The organism is Aeromonas sp. 102P, assembly GCF_051920345.1.
Taxonomy (GTDB): Bacteria; Pseudomonadota; Gammaproteobacteria; order Enterobacterales; family Aeromonadaceae; genus Aeromonas; species Aeromonas veronii.
In genome coordinates this window covers 3706274-3728629 of the sequence record NZ_JBQBCZ010000001.1, presented here as the reverse complement: position 1 = coordinate 3728629, position 22356 = coordinate 3706274, and the positions used below count along the sequence as shown (strand labels likewise).

The window sequence follows — 22356 nt, the reverse complement described above, 5'->3', positions numbered from 1 at the left end:
AGTCCCCGTTGTTTAACGGTCTGGAACACGATCTTCAACTGCTGTTTTCCCGTTTTCTGGGTTGGCTGCTACTGCTTTTTCATACCGTGATTGTTACCGGTGTGTCGTTTCGGGTGGTGATGAAACGCCGTCCCATCGGGGTGTCGCTGGCCTGGCTGGCGCTGATCTATGCCATTCCGTTTGCCGGGGTGGGTTTCTATGTGCTGTTTGGTGAAATAAAGCTGGGGCGCCGCCGTGCCGAGCGCGCCCAGGCCATGTATCGCCCTTACGCCATCTGGATCCGTCAACTGGCCCGTCTGTTCCCGCAGCACTGCTGCGAAGTGGGCGCCAAAGCACAGCCGCTGCACGATCTCATCCAGGGACGGCTCGCCATGCCGATGCTCTCTGGCAACCGCATGACCTTGCTCAACAAGCCGGACTGGATCTTGCGCGAGATTGCCCAGGATATCCGTCGCTCGACGCTCTCCTGCTATCTGGAGTTCTACATCTGGCATCCGGGCGGCGATGCCGACGAGGTGTGCGAGGCGCTGATTGAAGTGGCGCAACGCGGCGTGGATTGTCGCTTGCTGCTCGATTCGGTGGGCAGCAAACAGTTCTTCCGCTCCCACTGGCCCAAAAAGCTGCGCAAGGCGGGGGTCAAGCTGGTGGAGGTGCTGCCGGTCGGCGCCTGGCGCATTCTGTTCCAGCGTCAGGATCTGCGGATGCACCGCAAGCTGGTGGTGATCGATGACAGGGTGGGTTACACCGGCTCCATGAACATGGTGGATCCCCGTTTCTTCAAGCAGGATGCAGGGGTTGGCCAGTGGGTCGACATCATGATCCGGGTGCAGGGGCCCATGGTGCCGCTGATGTGGTCGATCTTCGTCTGGGACTGGGAGATGGAGACCGGCGAGCGGCTGCTCGACAGTCTGCAGCATGAGCCGGAGGCCTGGCCCCAGACCAACTACCGTGCCCAGCTGATCCCGTCCGGCCCCTTCGTCGGCGGCGACTGCATCCAGCAGAGCCTGCTACTGGCCATCTATCAGGCGCGCAGCCATCTGGTGCTGACGACCCCTTACTTTGTACCCGACGATCCGCTGGCGGCCGCACTCAGTTCGGCAGCGGCGCGCGGGGTGCAGGTGCAACTGGTGTTGCCGGCACGCAATGACTCCATCATGGCCAATTACGCCTGCAACGCCTTTATGGAGGAGCTGCTGGCGGCCGGGGTGGAGATCTACCGCTACGATGCCGGTCTGCTCCATACCAAGAGCGTGCTGGTGGATGATGACTTCGCGCTGGTGGGGACGGTCAATCTGGATCGGCGCAGCCTCTGGCTCAACTTCGAGGTGACCCTGTTGGTGGATAACCCCTCGTTCGTGGCCCAGATGACCCGGCTGGTACAGGGCTATATGGCGGAAGCCACCCCGATGACCCTGGCCCAATGGCAGGCCCGCCCCTGGTACAAGAAGGCGATGGAGAACATCTTCTACCTCTTCAGCCCCTTGCTGTGATGTTGTTGCGAGCCGCAAGAAAGTGGACTCGCCATCTGATTGGACTTGCCTAGCCCCGAGTCCGCCCCGTAGAGTGCAGTGACAACTCCCTGGAGACACATGGATATATGAAAAAGATAGTGGCCCTCGCCGTGGGTGCGGCACTGATAGGTGGTGGTCTGGCTGCGTGCTGGTACACGGGCAACAGCTTCGACAACATCATGGCGGAACAGATCGCCAAGGTGGAGAAAGAGAGCGGGCTCGACATGCAGTGGCTGCCGGGCAGCAGCAACCTCTTCACCCGTGACGGGATCCTGAAGGTCGTGGTGACGCCGGAGGAGCTGGCTGCCATCGACAGCGAGCTGGAGGGCAGTCAGCCTATCGAGTTGCAACTGGTGGTCAAGAGCCAGATCCTGCCGCTCTATATCAAGAGCCACTTCCTGCTCGATACCCATAATGGCACGCTAGCGCCGGTTTTCACCGCACTGGGCATGGAGCAGTGGGAACTCGGTCTGGAGTCGGTCATCAGTCTCTGGACCCAGGGTAACAGCAGCCGTTTCTGGGCTAATGAATTCAAGATCAAACAGGGGCTGGACGAGTTCAGCTTCCTGCCTCTGAGCGGCGAGTTCCACGGCAATCTGGAGGGGAATGGTCACCTCACCATGACCTGGCAGGGGATGACGGTCCATGAAGAGCAGAGCAAGATGGACTTGGTGCTGGCCGACCTGAAAGGGTGTGCCGACATTGCCGAGATCAGCGGTGTGCTCCTCTCGCCCCAGAGCGAGATGACCCTCTCGGCCCTCACGGTACAACTGCCTGACAGCGTCAAGGTCGCCCTGCAGGGGATGACTACCGAGACTCAGCTGACTGGTGATGATGCCCAGACCCTCTCCAGCAGCTATCAGATGAAAATTGCCAAGCTGGATCTGGAGAACGAGACCGACACCCTGGCGGTGACCGACAGCAAGTTGGCGCTCAACCTCAACGGTCTGGATCTGGAAGGGTATCAGGGGCTGCAGGCCGCCGGTGGCAAGGGGGTTGAAGATGCCGCCATCCAGCAGGCGCTGGACAAGATGCTCAAACGTGGCGCGACCCTTGAACTGGCCGATCTCAGCGCCAAGCTCAACGGTGAGGCGGTGACCATGAAGGGGGACGTGAAGCTGGCCTCTACCTCGCTGGAGCAGCTGTTCAACAGCGATGCGGGGATGCAGGCCCTCTCCGGCGTGCTGCATGCCAGCCTCAGCGACAAGTTGGGCAAGGCGGTGCCGCAACTGGCCCCCATGCTCGATCAGCTGACCCTGATGGGTTATCTGAAGGCCGACAAGCAAGCGCTGACCTCCGAGTTGAAGCTGGAGAAGGGCGCGGTGACGGTAAACGATCTGCCGCTCTGACACTCGGCGCAGAAACAACAACGGCTCCCGCGGGAGCCGTTGTTGTTTCTGGCGTTTGCATACGTGCCGTGTGGGCGAATTACTTGAAGACTACCGTCTTGTTGCCGTAGACGAACACCCGCTCGTTCAGTACCAGCTCCAGCGCGCGGCTCAGCACCGATTTCTCCACATCCCGACCCGCCTTGGCCATGTCGTCCGCACTGAAGGCGTGACCGACGTGGATCACGTCCTGTTCGACAATGGGGCCTTCATCCAGATCGTCGGTCACGAAGTGGGCGGTGGCACCGATCAGCTTGACGCCGCGATCAAACGCCTGCCGGTAGGGGCGGGCACCGATGAAGGCGGGCAGGAAGGAGTGGTGGATGTTGAGGATCTTGCGCGGATAGGCCTCGACGAAGCTCGGGGTCAGCACCCGCATGTACTTGGCCAGGATCACATAGTCAGGCTCATAGCCGTCGATGATGGCGCGAACCTGCTCCTCATGCTCTGTCCGGCTCAGACCCTCGTGGCTGACGGTGTGGAACGGGATATCGAACTTGCCGGTGAGCTCGGCCAGGGTGTCGTAGTTGCCGATCACCGCGACGATATCCATATCCAGCGCGCCCGCGTAGTTCTTCATCAGAATATCGCCGAGGCAGTGGGTCTCTTTGGTCACCAGGATGACGATGCGCTTCTTGCCCGCCTTGACCAGACGGCGCTGGGCGCCGGTGGGCAGGGCATCATCGAGGTCGGCCAGCAGGGTTTCGTCGTTGAAGCGCCCCTCCAGCTCGGTACGCATGAAGAAGCGGCCATTCTCGTGATCCACAAACTCATCGTTCTTGATGATGTTGAGCTGGTGCTTGTAGCAGATGTTGGTGATCTTGGCGATGAGCCCTTTGGCATCCGGGCAATCCGTGAGCAGTATTTTCTTTTCCATCTCTGTCATTTTCCGTTTGTGGTGTTGGCGCTGCTGTCTGCGCCGGCTGCGTTGTTCAGGCTCTTTTTCGGGCTCTGTTTTTTTGTTTCGGGAACTATGCCATAAACCGATCCGAGCCATAAAGAAATTCGCCAGTCATGGTCTTTCGCGCTGGCGAGCGGGCCGCAGAGCGGGATCCCGGGCGCAATGTTGAAACGCTTTTCAGCCTGCGGGGTATTTTGGCTGGTATCTGCAACCGTTTTTCTTTAGGCTGTCTGCGCTTATTCTCAGGGCGGGGTGCAATTCCCCACCGGCGGTATCCCGATTGACTCGGGGAGCCCGCGAGCGCCCGACTTGGCTGATTGCCGGGTCGGGGTCAGCAGATCCGGTGAGATGCCGGAGCCGACGGTCATAGTCCGGATGAAAGAGGATAAGACAGACCTTGCCGTGTTGGCCCTTGTGGGCTGGCCGCTGCATGCCCGTCTCTGTCTGCCTTTCCATGCCCTGATTCTGGTCCTTGTCTTGTTTAGGAGTTTTACCATGAATCAGTCTCTACTCAGTGAATTCGGTGATCCCGTTGCCCGTGTCGAAGCGGCGCTGTCTGCCTTGCGTGCCGGATGCGGCGTGCTGGTGGCCGACGATGAAGATCGGGAGAACGAGGGCGACCTCATTTTCGCTGCTGAATCCATGACCAATGAACAGATGGCGCTGATGATCCGCGAGTGCTCCGGCATCGTCTGCCTCTGCCTGCCCGACGAGCGGGTTCGCCAGCTGGAACTGCCAATGATGGTGGAGGCCAACTCCAGTCACTACCAGACCGCCTTTACCGTGACCATCGAAGCGGCGCAGGGGGTCACGACCGGTGTCTCGGCGGCTGATCGCATCACCACCATCCGTGCAGCTATCGCTGATGGCGCCAAACCGGGCGATCTGCACCGCCCGGGTCATGTTTTCCCGTTGCGGGCGCGAACCGGTGGGGTGCTTACCCGCCGTGGTCATACCGAAGCGACGGTCGATCTGATGCAGCTGGCCGGCCTCAAACCGTTTGGTGTGTTGTGTGAATTGACCAAAGAAGATGGCTCGATGGCGCGTCTGCCAGACCTTGTTGCGTTCGGTCGCAAGCACCAGATGCCGGTGCTGACCATCGAGGATCTGGTGCAATATCGTCAATTGTTGTCAGAACGTACAGCCTGAGCCTCATACGAAATTGTAATAAGGCAAAAATTTGGTTAACCTTTGTCCGTGCCCCCACCACACGGCACTCATTTTTTAGACGAATCTGGACAAAAACTGTTCATTCAAAAAAAAATGAGGGTTTTAATGCATTTATCTGTGGTGGGGACTATGCAAAGTAGGATTTTTTTGTGCCATAATCACGCCGCTTGCTAAACGTCTGGCGAGTTCAAGGGAGCTTTAAAAATGAAAAAATTGTTGTTGGTAGGTGTTGTTGGTCTGTCCGCTCTGCTGGGTGGTTGCGCAAACACTAGCGAACTGGAAACTTCCGTTCAGAATCTGTCTAACAAAGTTGACCAACTGGCTCAAGATGTTAGCGCAGTTCGTGCTGATCAGTCCAAAATCGCTGCTGATGTTGCCGAAGCCAAGCAAGAAGCTATGCGTGCTAACCAGCGCATCGACAACATGGCTACTTCCTACAAGAAGTAATCCATGCGAAAAAAATGGCGCAGTTTTGCGCCATTTTTTTTTGCCTGAAATTCACCGTATCTCCACTATTCCCACAGTACCTTCTTCGTACTTGACCCATGAGGTCATGCCGGTCTCCCGGCACTCCCCCATCATTACCAGCCAGTTCGATTCCGATCAGTAGAGCAGACTATAGAGTTTGCGACGGTAGCTCTGCGCCGCCGGTGTGCTGCCCATGGTCGCCAGAATATCGAGATAGGTCTTTCTGGCAACGCCGAATGCTAAATCCCGCTTGAGGATCTCCAGCAGCAGTCCCAACGCCTCTTCCTGACGACCAGCCTGGTTGTATTGCACCGCCAGCTCCTGAGTCAGGGCAAAATCATCAGGCTGTTCTGCATGACGGGTTTCCAGCGCGCGCAGCTCCGGGCTGTCTGCCGCTTGCAGGGCCAGCGCCAGCCGTGAGCTCAGGGTATGGAAGTGGCCATCCTGCGCCGCCATCGGGATGGTGCCGAGGCGCTCCTGCGCTTCCTCCAGCAGATTGAGGTCGAGCGCAGCTTGAATGAGCCACAGGCTGATGTCGTGACGTTCAGGAGCCAGCTGGTGTGCCTTGGTCAGATGGGCATAGGCGGTGCTGGGCTGCTCGTCAGCCAGTGCCTGTTGCCCCTTGGCCAGCAACTCTTCCTCTTCTTTGGGGGCGAAGGCGGCGAAATACTGGCGCAGGGTGGCTTCATCTTGCGGCCCTTCGATGATCCCCTGTTCGTCAGGGCGACCCTGATGGAATAGCACCAGCGCCGGCAGGGCGCGCAGACCGAGCTGACTGGCCAGCGGCTGCAGCTGGGGATCGTTCATATCCACCTTGGCCAGGGTGACCTGCTCATTGGCGGGCCCAACCAGTGATTCGATCAGCGGTGTCATCCCCTGGCACTCCGGCATCTGCGGAGCATGGAAATAGATGACGACCGGCTTCTTCATGGACGCATCGATAAGTTCTGCGTGAAAATTCTGGGGAGTAATGTCGACGATCATGAGTTGGACTCTTCAGAAAGGGTGTTGAGTAACATGGGGTTAAGCGAGTGGCAATTCAAGCGCTCATCCAGCCGGTAAAAGGCCACGGGGGCTGCCGTCGCCGCGAGACTGATCCAGCCGCTGGCAAAGGGCCAATCCTGTACCTGATAAGGGGTGTCATCGAGTCGGTTGTCGAGTCGCCATCCTTCCTCCGGGATAAATCGTACCTTCTCCAGCCCCGCCGCTATGCCGCCACCGTGGGCTTTCAGTACCGCCTCCTTGCGCGACCAGAGCCGGTAGAAAGCACTCTCCTGCTCTTGGGCAGGCAGTGCGCAGAGCCACTCATATTCACTCTGTGCATAAAACCGGCGGGCCAGGGGGAGGGGATGATGCCGCCGTTTGCCCAGTTCGATATCCACCCCAAGCGGCCCCTGTGGGCAGAGCGCCAGCACCAGCCAGCTGCCACTGTGGCTCAGATTGAACTGCCAAGCATCATCATGCAGTCGGGGCTTGCCGTGGGGGCCGTTGCAAAATTGCAGACTGGCGGCGGGTTGTTGCAGCCGCTCGGCCAATAGCTGGCGCAGCAGGGAGCGGCTCACCAGATATTCCTGACGCCGTTCAGGATGGGTCATGGCTTGCCAGATATGCTGCTCATCGGTTGACAGCCATTCAGGCAATTGAGCAAGCAGTTCCTGGCATACCCTGGCCGGTTTTAACAAAAAAAGATCGGTTTCGATCATGATTTTTCACTTTAAAAAGGTGCTGAAGCAGGGATAAAAGCCAGTTATCTATGAGGCCCAAGGCTCTTTTTGCGATTGTATATTGTTTGGGCATGATCACATTAATTATGAAAAATCGTGCATTTCCTTGCAAAAATGTGAGCTTGATAGGGATTTTCACTTGCCTCGATAGAATTCTTGGATATAGTCGGGTGCTGTTGCCTTATAAATTGCCCTTTGGGGCCGTATTTTAACAAGATTTACTATTTAGCGGGGATAAAGGATTGCGCCACCTGATGCTACTGCTGGTCGCGCTCGGAATGGTGGGTTGTGCCTCGGCACCCCAACCCGAGGTCGCGAGCAAGATCGAAGTTTCCATGGTTGAACCTGTCATCGAACCGGAAGCTTCCCAGACACCCGATGTGAATGAAATCCTGACTGTATATAAAGAGTGGCGTGGTGTTCCGTACCGGATGGGTGGCAGCAGCCAGCGCGGTATCGACTGTTCCGCCTTTGCCCGTGAAGTGTTCCGCAATGCCGTCGGTATCGAATTACCCCGCGATACCCGCTCCCAAGTCCACGAAGGGACGCGCGTTTCCAAGCAGGATCTGGTCGAGGGTGATCTGGTCTTCTTCAAAATCAATCGTCGTCTCAACCACGTTGGTATCTATGTCGGCAATGGTGAATTCATCCACGCCTCGACTCGAGCCGGTGTGACGCGTTCCAAGTTGGATAGCCAATATTGGCGCAACAAGTTCTGGCAAGCTCGCCGGATCGATATCTGAGTCAGGCTGGACAAACGGCTCGCAGTACGGACTGTTTTTCCAACCTCACTTGAACCGGGCTCGATAGCCCGGTTTTTTATTGCCCTCGTTTAGACTTTCCCGAGTCAAATCACTATAGTGTGGGCCCGTTTTCTTCGGCAGGCTCAGCATGAAACCCCGCATCCCATCAGCCGGTGGCCCCAAGTCGGGCGACCGTAAATCCGGACTTCACTCCCGTAATCGCCATCAGGCGGGTTACGACTTTGAGGCGCTTTGCCTGCGAACTCCCGAATTGGCTGCCCATGTCTTTATCAATGACTACGGCACCCGCACCATCGATTTTGCCGATCCCGATGCAGTGAAGACTCTCAATCGCGCCCTGCTGGCTCATCACTACGGGATTGCCCACTGGGATTTGCCTGCCGGTTACCTCTGCCCTCCTATCCCGGGACGGGTGGACTACCTGCACTGGGCGGCCGACCTGTTGGCCGAGAGCGCAGGCCAGCTCCCTACCGGCAAGGGGGTGAGGGTGCTGGATATCGGGGTGGGGGCAAACTGCATCTATCCGTTGCTGGGGGCCCGCGAATATGGCTGGCGTTTTGTGGGATCGGATATCGATCCGGTCTCGGTCAAGGCGGCCACCCTGCTGGCCAAAAGCAACGGGCTGGGCAACCAGATTGAGTGCCGCCTGCAGGGTAACCCCAACCATGTGTTTCGCGGCATCATAGGGCCGAAGGATCGCTTCGCCCTGACGCTTTGCAATCCGCCGTTCCATGCGTCGCTGGAAGAGGCGAGCAAGGGGACGGAGCGCAAGCTGCGCAATCTGGGCAAGGAGGTGACAGGCGCCCCTGTGCTTAATTTTGGCGGCCAGAAGGCCGAGCTCTGGTGCGAAGGGGGCGAGGCGGCGTTTCTGGCCAACATGATTGCCCAGAGCAAGGAGTTTGCCACTCAGTGCCTCTGGTTCAGCTCGCTGGTGTCGAAAAAAGAGAACCTGCCGGGGGCGAAAAAGGCGTTGAGCCGGGTGGGGGCGCGTCAGGTACGGGTGATCGATATGGCGCAGGGCAACAAGGTGAGCCGGATCCTCGCCTGGTCCTTTCTGGATGAGGAGGGATTGTGTCGCGGTTGGTCGAGCGCGCGCTGAGTCCCCACCACAAGGCCCGATGAGGGCCTTTTTTCATGATGAGCCCCGCGAATTTCCCCTGCTGGCGGCATCTTTGGCAATCGATTTCCTCATTGGCAGATCGTGCTGGTTTACATGGTGTAAGTAGTTACTTCCGCCTTGGTACAGGTGTACGCCGAGATTTTTTTGCACTTACAGCTGAAACTTTAATAAAATAGGACTGGTTAGACCTCTTTACAGGCATTGAATCAAATAGGGATCGGTAGATGAAAGTTGTCGATTTTCTGAAGCGCAAGCGCGAAATTCTGGCGCAGCACCCCTTTGAGCTCAAGGATTGGCTCTCTCCGGCGATCCGCGACTACTGGCGTGAGTTTCAGCAAAAGGCACATCTTCACCCTTTGCTGGGACGTGTGCTGGACTTGCAAGCCGAGTCCCAGAGCGAGCAGCAACAGGATGCAGCAACCGTGGCACAAGTAGCCAACGGTCAGTCTGCCGTGGCTCAGGAACCCGCTGTTGAGCTGGGGGCCGAGGCGGCCGAGCTCTATGCCGCCCTGCAGGCTCGCATTGGTGAAGAGACCCATGTCGGCGAGTGGCTGCACGTCAGCCAGCAGATGATCGATCAGTTTGCTGCCGTGACCGGGGATCACCAGTGGATCCACACCGATCCAGAGCGTGCGGCCGCCGAGTCGCCCTTCAAGACCACCATCGCCCACGGCTTCCTGACCCTGGCGCTGCTGCCACAGTTGACCGGCTCGGTCGATGAGGCCACCCCCGAGTTCCCGACCGCCCGCATGGTGGTGAACTTCGGGCTGGATCAGGTGCGCTTCCCGTACCCCATCAAGGTGGACAGCAACATCCGCGCCCGCACCAAGCTGGCCCGGGTCACCCCCATCAAGGGTGGGCTGGAGCTGCTCAAAGAGATCAAGGTGGAGATCGAAGGGATCCGCCGCCCGGGTTGCGTCATCGAGTCGGTGACCCGCATCTACTTCTGAGCCCCCTCATCGGCATGAATGGTGAAACGGGCCCGCTGTCGTGTGCAACGAACAGCGGGCCCGTTTTTTTGCCTGTTTGTTGCAAGGGTTGAGGCGTCAGCCATAGTGCGCCGACCCCAGCTTGATATGACTCACAAAACGGTGCGCCGTGCAGTTAGCCAGCTCTCATTTTGGCGAGTTGGCCGCGTGAGGCGATAGCATGTTATGCCACTATTGGCTTCTTACTCCCGATCCTGGAGACAATAGTGCCCATCAATAACAAGATTATTCTGCCACTGCTGCTGAGCCTCGCCATCCTGCTGATCCCGACCCACTGGATCCCGCTGGAGGGGATCACCGTCATCGAACAGCGGGTCGTGGCTATTTTCGTGCTGGCTGCCCTCTGCTGGATCCTGGAGCCCATCCCTATCTTTGCTACCTCGGTGCTGATCATCGTGCTGGAGCTGCTGCTGCTCTCCGACAAGGGGCTCTGGTTCATGACTGCTGACAAGGCTGAACCGGGGTTTGGTGAGCTGCTCAAGTCCACCGAGGTGATGGCGACGTTTGCCTCGCCGGTCATCATGCTGTTTCTCGGCGGTTTTTTCCTCGCTATTGCGGCGACCAAATACCATCTGGACGTCAATCTGGCGCGGGTGTTGCTGCGCCCGTTCGGTCAGGATCCCCGGATCGTCATGCTGGGGCTGATGCTGATCACAGCCACCTTCTCGATGTTTATGAGCAATACCGCCACCACCGCCATGATGCTGGCCATCCTTACCCCGGTGCTGGCAGCGTTCCCCGACAAGGACCCGGCCAAAATCGGCTTTGTGCTGGCCATTCCGCTGGCGGCCAATCTCGGCGGGATCGGAACTCCCATCGGCACTCCGCCCAACGCAGTGGCCCTCAAATACCTGACCGGCGATCATGCCATCTCGTTCGGTCAGTGGATGGGATTTGCGGTGCCCTTTGTGGTATTGCTGTTGCTGCTTGGCTGGTTCCTGCTGGGGCGCTTCTTCCCGAGTACTCTAAAGCGGATGGATCTCAAGATTGAGGGGCGCTTTATGCAGACCCCTCGCGCCTGGGTGGTCTACCTCACCTTTATCACCACCATAGTGCTCTGGTTGCTGGGGGATCTGCACGGCATGAGTTCCTACGTGGTCGCCATGATCCCGGTAGCTGTGTTCCTGACCACTGGCATCATCACCAAGGACGATCTGCACAAGATCTCCCTCGACGTGCTCTGGCTGGTCTCGGGCGGTATCGCGCTGGGGCTGGCGCTGGAGGACTCCGGGTTGGCCGAGCGGCTCATCACTCATATTCCGTTCCACGAGTACTCCACGCTGGCGGTGCTGGTCGGCGCCTGTTTGCTGGCAGTGGTGATGGCCAACTTCATGTCCAATACAGCAACCGCCAACCTGTTGTTGCCACTGGTAGCGGCGCTGGCAGTCAGCATGCCGGAGCTGGCCGAGTGGGGCGGCAGTCACACCCTGATCCTGGCGGTCACCATCTCGGTCTCGCTCGGGATGTCGCTGCCCATCAGTACCCCGCCCAATGCGCTGGCCCACGCTACCGGTCTGGTGGAGAGTCACCAGATGGTGCGTATCGGTGTCATCATGGGGTTGGTTGGTACCCTGTTGGCGATGGTATGGATCTACCAGATTGCCGCCTGGGGGTTGATCTAGTTGCTAGTCCGTTTGTCCGATAAGAAAGGTTATGTCCCAATTACGTGTTGCATAGGGCGCCCTAGCGCCTCATGCAAACATGCTTTGATATTTACGCCTTTTCCGTAACGCTCCAGCATCCTGCGCCAACCCAGGTAGTTCTTCAGGTAGCGCGTTGTGTAGTGGTCTAATCATCCCGGACACCATTTTAGGTGGTACAGTCGCCACCATGACCTGAGGTGTTCAATGACAAGATTACGTCGCTCATTTACTGCCGAATTCAAACTCGAAGCCGCATCCCTGGTGCTCGACCAGGGATATTCTGTCCCTGAAGCCAGCCGTTCACTGGATGTCGGTGAAACCGTGCTCCGTCGCTGGGTTCAGCAACTGCAATCCGAACGAACTGGCACAACCCCAATAGGCAAAGCACTGACTCCGGAGCAGCAAAAAATTCAGGAGCTGGAAGCCCGTATCAACCGACTCGAACGTGAAAAGGACATTCTAAAAAAGGCTACTGCTCTCTTGATGGCGGACGACTTCACACGTACGCGCTGATAGACCGATTAAGGGAGCAAGCCCCCATCACCTTGGTCTGCTGTGCTTTCGATGTTCCAACATCCTGTTTTTACGACTATCTGGCTCGCAGGCGGGCGATTAACCGTGAGCGTATGCAGCAGCGCAGCGAGTTGCGCCGGTTATTCAAAGAAAGCCGGAGCTCAGCGGGCAGCCGTGCCTTGATGTCGATGATGCGGGAGTTGGGGTATCAGATTGGTCGATTCAAAGTACGTAACCTGATGAAGGAGGCCGGACTGGCATCCAAACAGCCGGGCGCACACCGCTATAAGGTGGCACAGTCTGAACGACCGGACATTCCCAATCTGCTGGCCCGCGAATATGATGTCCAGCAACCCAATCAGGTGTGGTGTGGCGATATTACCTACGTCTGGGCAGGTGGTCGCTGGCATTACCTGGCAGCGGTTCTTGACCTGCATACCCGGCGGGTCGTGGGGTGGGCGATGTCTGATAAACCTGATGCAGAATTGGCAATCAAAGCACTGGAGATGGCCTATCAGCAGAGGGGTTGCCCATCCGGTGTGCTATTTCACTCCGACCAGGGCAGCCAATATGGCAGTCGGGCATTTCGGCAACGACTGTGGCGCTATCGCATGACCCAGAGTATAAGTCGGCGTGGCAACTGCTGGGATAACGCCCCGATGGAACGGTTGTTCAGAAGCCTGAAGTCAGAGTGGCTCCCGGCTATGGGATATATGAGCTTGCGAGAGGCGAAGCGGGATATCAGTTACTACCTGATGGATTACTACAACTGGCGGCGCCCACATTGCCACAATGACGGGATGCCACCAGCAAAAGCCGAAGAACGGCCTAACCAAGAGTCCGGATTTAGTTGACCACTACAGCCCAGCAAAGAGAGCAGCAAGTATGACACTCCCGGTGGCAAGAATCGCGAGTTGCAAAATGATGCGTATAGCCTTCATTAGTGCCACCTGATGTGGGCCGGAAGGGGCTTGTTTGTCGATGCATAGCCGCTCTCATGAAGGATCAGGGGTAGCTCAGCGTCTCCTTGATAAGAGGCAGCTGGGCCTTGATCCACGCCGGATTGATGGGCCCCCAGTCGCTGATGCGGTAGTGCCCCTGCAGGTGGCGAGCCCCCTCGGTCTGCTCGAAGGCGCAGCTGATATCGAGTTCGGCCAGCGCGCTCAGGGTATCTTGCGCGGTGCGGCGCGGCATGCCGGTCGCCTCCATGATGGCAGGCACCGTATCTGTGCCCTGGCTGATCAGCCAGGCCACGTAGAGCCGCCGGTAAAAGCTGGTGCGGGTCTTGCTCGGCTCACTCATATCTCGTCCTCAAGACGATCGAAGTAGCGCCAGGTCGCAATGGCTGCTTTGCCCATCACCAGTGCCCAGAGGCCGAACCAGAACCAGCGGAAGAAGCTCCAGGTGGAGGCGTCAGGTTCCGTGCTCTCGATCTTGGTGACGTTGGGGAACATGGAGAACATGTTCACGCGCCAGCCGTAGGAGGTGATGATGGCCAGGCGTTTCTCGAACTCCATCGACTTGGCCTTGGCCTGGACGTCGGCGGCGTTGAACTTGAAGTAGAGGGGCCAGCCCCACTCGGTATCTTCATTGCGAAACACCCGGATCTTCTCGCCGGGGCGCTCGGTGTAGATGTAATAGACGTCGGTGGTGGGGCCGTCAGCCGGGTTTTTCTGGCTGATGGGGCCATCCTTGTCGGTGCGCTTCACCTCGACCCCGGTGATGGTAGCGATGGTGTGCTCCGGCAGGTAGTAGTCGAGCCAGGCGGCGGAAATGAGGGCGATGAGCCCCAGTGCGATAAAAGCGGGTTTCTTGAATCTCAGGCTCATGGTGTGCTCACGTGAGGGGGAGTAACGTGCCTCTACCATACCGATATTTGACAGGGCAGCCCAGCCCCTTATGGCACCAACGGCCAAAAAATGGCGTTTAAAACAGAGACAAAGCCATTGCTCCATCAACAAGAAAGGCCCTTGCGGGCCTTTTTGTCTGGTTCACTTTGTGCGCTTACAGCTGGAATTGGGCCAGTTGCTTGCGTTGCTGCTCGGCGAGCTGGGAGAGTTCGTTGCTGGCACTGGCGCTCTGGCTGATGCCGGCGGAACTCTGGCTCACGATCTCGTGAATATTGGTGATGTTGCGGTTGATGTCGGCGGTAACGCAGGACTGCTCCTCGGCGGCGGTAGCGACCTGGGCGTTGGCGTCGTTGATCTGGCGCACGGCACCGGTAATGCCGCTTAGCAGATCCTGCACCTGAGCGGACAAGCGCTGGTTATGGCTGAGGATCTCCAGAGTCTCCTGTACGCCGTTGTTGGCGGATTGGGACTGGCTCTGCAGCCGCTCGATGATGGCCTGGATCTCCTTGGTGGAGTCCTGGGTACGAGCCGCCAGCATTCTCACTTCGTCGGCCACCACCGCAAAACCACGACCCGTTTCACCGGCACGGGCCGCTTCGATGGCGGCATTGAGCGCCAGCAGGTTGGTCTGCTCGGAGATCCCCTGAATCACTTCAATTACCTTGCCGATCTGCTCGGACTGGGATTTGAGCTGAGCCACGATGGCGGCGGCATCTTCCAGACTGCCTGCCATCCGGCTGTTGGCGGCGATGCTTTCGGTAAAGAGGGCGAGCCCCTGTTCGACCCGGCCATTGGCATCCCGCGCCAGCTCGTCGGCGATGGCGGCGTTGTGGTTGACGTTGTCAGCGGTGCTGGAGAGTTCGGTCACGGCGGAGGCGACCTGTTCGATCTCGCTGTGCTGCTGCTTTGCATTGGCCTCGGACTGGGTCATCACGGCGGCCAGCTCGGTGGCGGCGGAGGCGACGCTGTTGCTGATTCCGGTCAGGCTCTCGATGGTGCTACCAAGTTGCCCCAGAGTGAGATTGATATCTTTGGCCAGACGGGTCAGCTCGTTGTTGCCCTCCGCTTTGGCGCGCACGTTGAAGCGCCCTTGCGCCACGGCGTGCATCACCTCTTGCAACTGACCGATGGGGCTGACGATGCGCCCGGAGAGGACCCAGCCACAGATCAGCGCCGCCAGCAGGGTACCGGCGGTGAGCAGCAGGGTACGCAGCAGGGTGGCGTCGTAGTGGGCCTGCTCTTCGGCCAGCTCTTGCTGGATCAGCTGGTTGATGTGGGCGGACATGCTGTCGATCTGCTTGATCAGCTGTTCACCCAGCTCGCGGAAATGGAGGCGAGCCGCCTCGTAGGCGACCGGATCGCCGCCACCCTGATGTTTTTGCGCCAGCAGCGGCAGCATGTTGCTGCGGGTATGGTTGAGGTAGGCCTGCAGGGCGGCAGCGACCTGACGGTTATCCTGCTCGGCACCGGGGAGCACCAGACGGCCGAGGATGGCGTTGATCTCCTGCTCGGCGCTGTTGAGGTTTGCGGGCAGTGCGGCAAACAGCTTGGCATCGTAGAGGCCATAGATGGCGCTGGTGCGCAGCCGGTAGGTGGCGTGGATCAGTTTGGCAATATCGTCCTTGTGCTGGACCACGCTCTGGGTCGTCTTATCTATGTCATTGATGGCTTCATCCAGACCCTGTTTGCTGATGGCGATCATCACCATCATCAGCAGGCTGGCCAGCAGCAAAGGTATCAAGACCTGGACACGTATTGATAGATTATTCAATGACATAAATGACTCTAATCCGGAATTGGAGGAGCCGACATCTTACACATGCACGTCAGGATCTGTCACAGGCTTTTATTGCTGAAATGTGCTGAAGAAAAGGTTTTTTCTTGTGAAAAAGGAGCCATTTAGGCATGATTTAGCGCTTTATCCCCTTAATATGTGGTACAACTGGCTGGGTTGTGTCAATCCTGTCCCGTTTTCGTGATTTCCCGCTCTCGTCATATGGAGGTGTGTTGTGTCCAGCTGGATCGATCCGGCCATTCTGGCTCTGTTTATCCCGACCTTTTTCTTTGTCTCGGTGACCCCCGGCATGTGCATGACCCTGTCGATGACCCTGGGGATGAGCCTGGGGGTGCGCCGTACCCTGCACATGATGTGGGGGGAGCTGATCGGGGTCGGGCTGGTCTCGGTGCTGTCGGTGATCGGGGTGGCAGCCATCATGCTCAACTACCCGGGGATCTTCGCCGCCTTCAAATATGTGGGGGGCGCCTATCTGGTGTGGCTTGGCATCCAGATGTGGCAGGCTAAAGGGAAGATGGCCATTCCGGCGGATCTCTCGGCCGGTCAACAGACCAGCGCCATGGGTCTGGCGCTGCAGGGCTTTGTCACCGCCATCGCCAACCCCAAGGGGTGGGCTTTCATGATCTCCCTGCTGCCTCCCTTTATCTCTGCCGACAAGCCGATGGCGCCGCAGATCAGCGCGCTGGTGGCGCTGATCCTGGTCATCGAGTTCTCCTGCCTGTTGCTCTACGCCAGCGGTGGCCGTACTCTGCGCCACTTCCTCGCCAAGAGCGGCAATGTCACCCTGATGAACCGCATCGCCGGTACCCTGATGTTGGGAGTGGGAGTCTGGCTGGCGCTCGGTTAAGAGTTGTCAGTGACCCATGCCACTGTCTAGTCCTGAAATAGGTTTATACATTTTCGACTAGCATTTCTCTACTCAAAACCCCCTATGTACCGCATCGGGGGTTCTGTATTTCAATGCATGATGCGGCCGCTCCTCGTTGTAAATATCTACTGCTTCACGCACCATTTCCCGCGCTTGCATCAAATCCTGCGGGCTTTGCAACAATAACTCTCCTTTCAAAATCCCGTTCACCCGCTCCGCCAACGCATTCTGGTAACAGTCATACCCATCCGTCATCGAGCATTTCACCCCGTACCGTTCATGTAATGACTGATACAGCCCCGAGCAATACTGCACGCCGCGGTCCGAGTGATGGATGAGTTCACCGCTGCCACGTCGTTGCTTCAGTGCTTTCTTGAACGCCATCGCCACCGATTCGGCATGCATTCCTTCGTGCACGTGATGGCCCACTATCTTGCGTGAGTAAGCATCCGTCACCAGGCTCAGGTACAGCGGCCCGCTCCTGGCTGGCAGATAGGTGATGTCGGCGACCCAGACTTGCTCCGGTGCCACCGGCGTGACCTGCTCTGGCCCCGCCTTGAGCAAGTTGGGATGACGGTAGAAACGGTGAAAACTGTGGGTGGTCTTGTGATACGCCCGCTTTGGCTGCACCAGCAGGCGGTGCTCGGCCAATATCTGAAACAGCCTGTCACACCCGACTTTGAGCCCGCCATCATCCTGACCCTGCAGCAGATAATGCAGCTTGCGGGTACCCACCCGTGGTTGTCGCAGCCGTACCTGACGCACGAAGCGCACTACCTGCGATCCTTGTGCGTGGCGCACGTCTGCAACCCGATTGCGCTTGTAGTAAGCCTGACGGCTTATCCCTAGAAACCGGCAAGCCCTGACGATGGTCAGCCTCTCGACTTGCCGCTGCGAGAGGACTTGCCGGGTCGCTTTTTTACGATGGAGACGCCGTAGTCATTCTTCAGTACATCGACGACGGCCTCAAAGAACTGGGCCTTCTGGCTCATCAGTGCCAGCTGCTGCTCGAGTTCCTTGATGCGCTGTTCGGGTGTCTGGTTGTCGGGGTCAGGCATGGTGATGCTCCTGCCGGCACGCACAGAAGCCCCCTGGCTCCAATCTTGCCGACCATGTTTACGCAACCATACCAGAACGGTGGAGCGGCCCTGAATGCCATAACGCACCTGAGCCTGTTTATAGGTGAGCTCGCCTTTTTCAATCTGCTCGACCAGTGCCAATTTAAAAGTCAGCGAGTAATCGCGCTGTATCCGTTTCACACCTTGTCCCATCGGGCTCTCCATTTATTGGGGGGAAAGGTGTAAACCATATTCAGGACGGGACAGGCAGATAAAAAAAGCCCGCGCAGTGCGCGGGCTTGTTATCTCAGGACTGGTTATCAGGCCTTGGATTTCTTCTTGCCTTCAACCTTGGCTTCAACCGGGGCAGCAGTTACCGGAGCGGCTTCGGTGAACGGACGACCGTAGTAGGAGTCCAGCAGAACCTGCTTCAGCTCGCTGATCAGCGGGTAGCGCGGGTTGGCGCCGGTGCACTGGTCATCGAAAGCTTCGATAGCCAGCTGGTCAACCTTGGCCAGGAAGTCAGCTTCAGTCACGCCAGCTTCGCGGATAGAGGCCGGGATACCCAGGGTAGCCTTCAGCTCGTCCAGCCAGGTCAGCAGTTTCTCGATCTTGGCAGCGGTACGGTCACCGGCAGCAGTCAGACCCAGATGGTCAGCGACTTCGGCGTAACGACGACGAGCCTGCGGACGGTCGTACTGGGAGAACGCAGTCTGCTTGGTCGGGTTGTCGTTCGCGTTGTAGCGGATGACGTTGCTGATCAGCAGGGCGTTAGCCAGACCGTGCGGAATGTGGAACTCGGCACCCAGTTTGTGAGCCATGGAGTGGCACACACCCAGGAAGGCGTTGGCGAACGCGATACCGGCGATGGTGGCAGCATTGTGCACCTTCTCACGAGCGATCGGGTCGTTGGCACCGTTCTGGTAGCTGGACGGCAGGTACTCTTTCAGCATTTTCAGGGCTTGCAGCGCCTGGCCGTCGGAGTACTCGTTAGCCAGTACGGAAACATAGGCTTCCATGGCGTGAGTCACGGCATCGATACCACCGAAGGCACACAGGGACTTCGGCATGCCCATGACCAGGTTGGCATCAACGATGGCCATGTTCGGGGTCAGCTCGTAGTCAGCCAGCGGATACTTCTGACCAGACACTTCATCGGTTACTACTGCAAACGGAGTGACTTCAGAACCGGTACCGGAAGTGGTGGTGATACAGACCAGTTCGGCCTTCACGCCCATTTTCGGGAACTTGTAGATACGCTTGCGGATGTCCATGAAGCGCATGGCCAGATCTTCGAACGCAGTGTTCGGGTGCTCGTACATCACCCACATGATCTTGGCCGCATCCATCGGTGAACCACCGCCCAGCGCCAGGATAACGTCCGGTTTGAAGGAGTTGGCCATCTCGGCACCCTTGCGCACCACAGCCAGGGTCGGGTCAGCTTCTACTTCGTAGAACACTTCCACTTCCATATTCTGTGCTTTCAGCAGGCTGACCAGTTCATCGGCGTAGCCGTTGTTGAACAGGAAGCGGTCAGTTACGACCATGGCACGCTTTTTACCTTCCAGGTCGCTCAGAGCGATCGGCAGGGAACCACGACGGAAGTAGATGGATTTCGGAAGTTTGTGCCACAGCATGTTTTCTGCCCGTTTTGCGACTGTCTTCTTGTTGATCAGGTGCTTCGGACCCACGTTTTCGGAGATGGAGTTACCGCTCCAGGAGCCGCAACCCAGGGTCAGGGACGGAGCCATTGCGAAGTTGTACAGGTCACCGATACCGCCTTGGGTAGACGGAGTGTTGATCAGGATACGCGCGGTCTTCATCTTGTCGCCGAAGTACTTGATGCGGTCAGCGTTGCGGTCCTGGTCGGTGTACAGACCGGAGGTGTGGCCGATACCACCGATGTTGACCATGTCACAGGCCATATCAACGGCGTTTTCGAAGCTGCTAGCACGGAACATACCGAGCAGCGGGGACAATTTCTCGTGAGCAAACTCATCTTCTGCACACAGCTTGACGCCTTCACCAATCAGGATCTTGGTATCAGCCGGTACAGTCACGCCTGCCATCTCGGCAATCTTGGTGGCTGGCTGGCCAACGATGTTGGCGTTCAGGGCACCGTTGATCAGGATGACTTTACGTACCTTGTCAGCATCTTCTTTGGAGAGCACGTGGCCCTTGTGGGATGCAAAGCGCTCTTTAACCTGGTCGTAGATGGCATCAACAACGATGACTGCCTGCTCGGAAGCGCAGACCACGCCATTATCGAAAGTCTTGGACATCAGGATGGAGGCAACGGCACGCTTCACGTCGGCGGTTTCGTCGATAACGATAGGTACGTTACCGGCACCCACACCGATTGCAGGCTTACCGGAGGAGTAGGCTGCTTTCACCATGCCCGGGCCACCGGTGGCCAGGATCAGGTTGATGTCTTCGTGCTTCATCAGGGCGTTGGAGAGCTCAACAGACGGTTGGTCGATCCAGCCGATGATGTCTTTCGGTGCACCAGCGGCAACAGCTGCATCCAGTACCAGCTTGGCAGCAGTATTGGTGGAGTTCTTGGCACGGGGGTGCGGGGAGAAGATGATGGCGTTGCGGGTCTTGAGCGCGATCATGGATTTGAAGATCGCAGTGGAGGTCGGGTTGGTGGTCGGAACGATACCACAGATGATACCTACCGGCTCGGCGATGGTAATGGTACCCATCTGATCATCTTCGCTCAGAATGCCGCAGGTTTTCTCGTCTTTGTACTTGTTGTAGATGTATTCGGAGGCGAAGTGGTTCTTGATAACCTTGTCTTCGATGATACCCATACCGGATTCTTCCACGGCCATCTGGGCCAGGGGGATACGGGCGTTGTTGGCGGCCAGGGCGGCGGCACGGAAGATCTTGTCTACCTGCTCTTGAGAGAAGCTGGCGAATTCACGCTGGGCTTCCTTAACGCGGGCGACCAGTGCATCCAGTTCAGCCAAATTGGTTACTGCCATGTTTATCTCCTGATTATTTGAAAACTGTTTAGTAAGACGTTGGCAATGCCCGGCAATTATAGTCGCCCTGTCAAGACGGTATCGTTGCAACAGCTTTTTCACATGCCTTACTAAATCGCTTTCTGAGTCGATTATAGAGCGGGGCTGACTCAGAAAAACTTGATCTGGATCATGTGTAACAAAAGAACAAAAGAAATTTTATTTCACAATCCTTGTTTGACTGATGTTATCGGAATGTGCATCAAAGGGAAAGGTGAGAGACTTGTTAATGCAGGGCAATAAACCACATTTATCAAGTGGTTAATTGCACTCAGCCATAGTATTACAGATCTATTTTGGCGGTATAGGTTAGCAAATATGAGTGAATCGGTTTCAAAATCACCGACAAACGCACTTTATTCCAGCGTTTGTTGCAAAAATGATTGTTGTTTTAATCCATGACTAATCTGCTTTATTCCCCGAGGACGCCATTTCTGCCCGCTTTCCCGGTTTTTGCATTGTGGCTCTCTTGCCGAGTCAATGAAGTGATGTCTGGCCTGAAATAGTGGGAAGGCAAAGCTTGGATTCTCTCGAGTCGCTTGGTCATTCGGTCAGTCATCGTCGGACTCTCTGGTCATGATTAGGCAGGCTTGCGCTCACTTTTCTGGCGCGTGTCGGGCGGTAGAAAGGGCTTTTGGCATCGGTTTATGCCAGTTAGCGCGGATGCATTAGATGAACTAACTAAAAAACCCTCAAAATGGTGAGATTATTTGATTGGTACCCACTCTGGCTATGATGTAAATTTACGCACGAAATTAATGGACTGGCCCGCTGGGCCCGAAACTCTATTGGAAGGCGCCTATGGCAGCAATTGACGTCTCGTTGTATCTGAAGTTTTTTGTCGGTTTGTTCGCAATTATCAACCCGCTTGGTTTGTTGCCGGTGTTTGTCAGCCTGACCAGCCACTATACCCAGGCCGAGCGGATGAAAACCAATACCACCGCCAATATCGCGGTGATGGTGATCCTGCTGGTCTCCATGTATATGGGGCAGCTGATCCTCGATGGGTTTGGCATCTCGCTGGCGTCGTTCCGGATCGCCGGTGGGTCGCTGATTACCCTGATTGCCTGGTCGATGCTGCAGGGCAAGCTGGGCGAGGTGAAGCACAACAAACAGGAGAAGGGTGAACTGGCGGTGCGCGAGTCTATCGCCGTGGTACCGCTGGCGTTGCCGCTGATGGCGGGCCCAGGTGCCATCTCCTCGGTGATTGTCTATGCCAGCCAGAGCCACTGGCAGCAGCTGCTCGGCATGTCAGTGGTTGTCGTGGTCTTCTCCTTCTGCTCCTGGCTCATCTTCCGCGCCGCGCCGCTGCTGTTCAAGATCATGGGCAACACCGGCATCAACGTGGTGACCCGTATCATGGGTCTTATCATGATGTCGCTGGGTATCGAGATCATGGTGGCCGGTATCAAGGGGGTTTTCCCCAGCCTGATGTGAGCCAGCTCCGCTTTATGAAAGCCGGTCCTCGTGACCGGCTTTTTATTGGTTGCTTTTTGCTCGGTCTTTTCTAGAATCGGTCGTTTGTGTGAAAAATGAGCGCTTTGCTGGTGTTTTAATACTGAAAAAGC

At 57.3% G+C, this 22356-nt stretch carries 19 protein-coding genes, 1 pseudogene and 1 riboswitch; of the genes and pseudogenes, 11 read left to right on the top strand and 9 right to left on the bottom strand.

Going from position 1 to position 22356, the window contains the following annotated elements:
• The first annotated feature begins 8 nt into the window (after window positions 1-8).
• Together cls and ACTG1K_RS17385 are read left to right on the top strand one after the other, a co-directional pair.
• Entirely contained in the window at window positions 9-1490 is a 1482-nt protein-coding gene (gene cls / locus ACTG1K_RS17390) for a cardiolipin synthase (protein ID WP_005361740.1), read from the top strand.
• Window positions 1491-1597: 107 nt separating this feature from the next.
• Entirely contained in the window at window positions 1598-2860 is a 1263-nt protein-coding gene (locus ACTG1K_RS17385) for a DUF945 family protein (RefSeq protein WP_440006156.1), read from the top strand.
• A gap of 79 nt (window positions 2861-2939) precedes the next feature.
• On the opposite strand, the gene purU is transcribed toward ACTG1K_RS17385, so the two are convergent.
• Window positions 2940-3776, bottom strand: coding sequence for a formyltetrahydrofolate deformylase (purU, locus tag ACTG1K_RS17380; RefSeq protein WP_115544112.1), 837 nt, complete (start codon window positions 3774-3776; stop codon window positions 2940-2942).
• A gap of 258 nt (window positions 3777-4034) precedes the next feature.
• Window positions 4035-4191: riboswitch (FMN riboswitch) on the top strand.
• A 104-nt stretch (window positions 4192-4295) separates the two neighbouring features.
• Here purU and ribB point away from each other — a divergent pair.
• Together ribB and ACTG1K_RS17370 are read left to right on the top strand one after the other, a co-directional pair.
• Complete coding sequence (ribB, locus tag ACTG1K_RS17375; protein WP_064339774.1) at window positions 4296-4949, top strand: 3,4-dihydroxy-2-butanone-4-phosphate synthase; 654 nt, start codon at window positions 4296-4298, stop codon at window positions 4947-4949.
• Window positions 4950-5174: 225 nt separating this feature from the next.
• Window positions 5175-5417 carry an Lpp/OprI family alanine-zipper lipoprotein gene (locus tag ACTG1K_RS17370; RefSeq protein WP_005334342.1) on the top strand — a complete coding sequence of 81 codons (243 nt, stop codon included), beginning with the start codon at window positions 5175-5177 and terminating at the stop codon, window positions 5415-5417.
• A 156-nt stretch (window positions 5418-5573) separates the two neighbouring features.
• Here ACTG1K_RS17370 and ACTG1K_RS17365 read toward each other — a convergent pair whose 3' ends face one another.
• Complete coding sequence (locus ACTG1K_RS17365) at window positions 5574-6422, bottom strand: tetratricopeptide repeat protein (protein WP_440006153.1); 849 nt, start codon at window positions 6420-6422, stop codon at window positions 5574-5576.
• Window positions 6419-7141: a 4'-phosphopantetheinyl transferase family protein gene (locus tag ACTG1K_RS17360; protein WP_440006151.1), complete on the bottom strand. Its 723-nt coding sequence runs from the start codon at window positions 7139-7141 to the stop codon at window positions 6419-6421. The genes ACTG1K_RS17365 and ACTG1K_RS17360 overlap by 4 nt, the downstream gene beginning before the upstream one ends.
• 275 nt (window positions 7142-7416) lie before the next feature.
• Here ACTG1K_RS17360 and ACTG1K_RS17355 point away from each other — a divergent pair, with 275 nt between their 5' ends.
• The 4 genes from ACTG1K_RS17355 (at window position 7417) to ACTG1K_RS17340 (ending at window position 11657) form a co-directional block, all read left to right on the top strand.
• Complete coding sequence (locus ACTG1K_RS17355) at window positions 7417-7905, top strand: C40 family peptidase (protein ID WP_005334331.1); 489 nt, start codon at window positions 7417-7419, stop codon at window positions 7903-7905.
• Between the two features lie 148 nt (window positions 7906-8053).
• The gene (rlmF, locus tag ACTG1K_RS17350; protein ID WP_440006149.1) at window positions 8054-9025 is read left to right on the top strand and encodes a 23S rRNA (adenine(1618)-N(6))-methyltransferase RlmF; all 972 of its coding nucleotides are present in this window, start codon (window positions 8054-8056) and stop codon (window positions 9023-9025) included.
• A 245-nt stretch (window positions 9026-9270) separates the two neighbouring features.
• The gene (locus ACTG1K_RS17345; RefSeq protein WP_101530437.1) at window positions 9271-9996 is read left to right on the top strand and encodes a MaoC family dehydratase; all 726 of its coding nucleotides are present in this window, start codon (window positions 9271-9273) and stop codon (window positions 9994-9996) included.
• Window positions 9997-10241: 245 nt separating this feature from the next.
• Window positions 10242-11657, top strand: a complete 1416-nt coding sequence (locus tag ACTG1K_RS17340; protein WP_219264158.1) for an SLC13 family permease — start codon at window positions 10242-10244, stop codon at window positions 11655-11657.
• A 29-nt stretch (window positions 11658-11686) separates the two neighbouring features.
• On the opposite strand, the pseudogene ACTG1K_RS17335 reads toward ACTG1K_RS17340, so the two are convergent.
• Window positions 11687-11812 (bottom strand): annotated as a pseudogene (locus ACTG1K_RS17335) (IS1595 family transposase); the annotation flags it as partial.
• 70 nt (window positions 11813-11882) lie between these two features.
• On the opposite strand from ACTG1K_RS17335, the gene ACTG1K_RS17330 reads away from it, so the two are divergent.
• A protein-coding gene (locus ACTG1K_RS17330; protein WP_440006146.1) for an IS3 family transposase occupies window positions 11883-13045 on the top strand; the annotation gives its coding sequence in 2 pieces (ribosomal slippage) (window positions 11883-12138 and window positions 12138-13045; 1164 coding nt in all).
• 151 nt (window positions 13046-13196) lie between these two features.
• Here the strand turns inward: ACTG1K_RS17330 and ACTG1K_RS17325 are convergent.
• From ACTG1K_RS17325 to ACTG1K_RS17315, 3 genes are all read right to left on the bottom strand, one after another.
• Window positions 13197-13493 (bottom strand): winged helix-turn-helix domain-containing protein, encoded by a 297-nt coding sequence (locus tag ACTG1K_RS17325; RefSeq protein ID WP_005344341.1) that lies wholly within the window; start codon window positions 13491-13493, stop codon window positions 13197-13199.
• Window positions 13490-14020, bottom strand: a complete 531-nt coding sequence (locus tag ACTG1K_RS17320; RefSeq protein ID WP_368150077.1) for a DUF1523 family protein — start codon at window positions 14018-14020, stop codon at window positions 13490-13492. Before ACTG1K_RS17320 ends, ACTG1K_RS17325 begins: the two co-directional genes overlap by 4 nt.
• Window positions 14021-14195: 175 nt before the next feature.
• The gene (locus tag ACTG1K_RS17315; RefSeq protein ID WP_425857629.1) at window positions 14196-15818 is read right to left on the bottom strand and encodes a methyl-accepting chemotaxis protein; all 1623 of its coding nucleotides are present in this window, start codon (window positions 15816-15818) and stop codon (window positions 14196-14198) included.
• Window positions 15819-16050: 232 nt separating this feature from the next.
• Here ACTG1K_RS17315 and ACTG1K_RS17310 point away from each other — a divergent pair, with 232 nt between their 5' ends.
• A complete protein-coding gene (locus ACTG1K_RS17310) occupies window positions 16051-16683 on the top strand; it encodes a LysE family translocator (protein ID WP_005344345.1) in 633 nt (210 codons plus the stop codon).
• 72 nt (window positions 16684-16755) lie between these two features.
• Here the strand turns inward: ACTG1K_RS17310 and ACTG1K_RS17305 are convergent.
• Window positions 16756-17975, bottom strand: a protein-coding gene (locus ACTG1K_RS17305; protein WP_440006143.1) for an IS3 family transposase whose coding sequence is annotated in 2 segments (ribosomal slippage) — window positions 16756-17627 and window positions 17627-17975 — 1221 coding nt in all. Because the reading frame shifts where the segments join, the coding sequence is not laid out codon by codon here.
• 107 nt (window positions 17976-18082) lie between these two features.
• Window positions 18083-20749 (bottom strand): bifunctional acetaldehyde-CoA/alcohol dehydrogenase, encoded by a 2667-nt coding sequence (gene adhE / locus ACTG1K_RS17300; protein ID WP_019446648.1) that lies wholly within the window; start codon window positions 20747-20749, stop codon window positions 18083-18085.
• An 840-nt stretch (window positions 20750-21589) separates the two neighbouring features.
• Here adhE and ACTG1K_RS17295 point away from each other — a divergent pair.
• Window positions 21590-22225 carry a YchE family NAAT transporter gene (locus ACTG1K_RS17295; protein WP_058054061.1) on the top strand — a complete coding sequence of 212 codons (636 nt, stop codon included), beginning with the start codon at window positions 21590-21592 and terminating at the stop codon, window positions 22223-22225.
• Window positions 22226-22356: the final 131 nt, after the last annotated feature.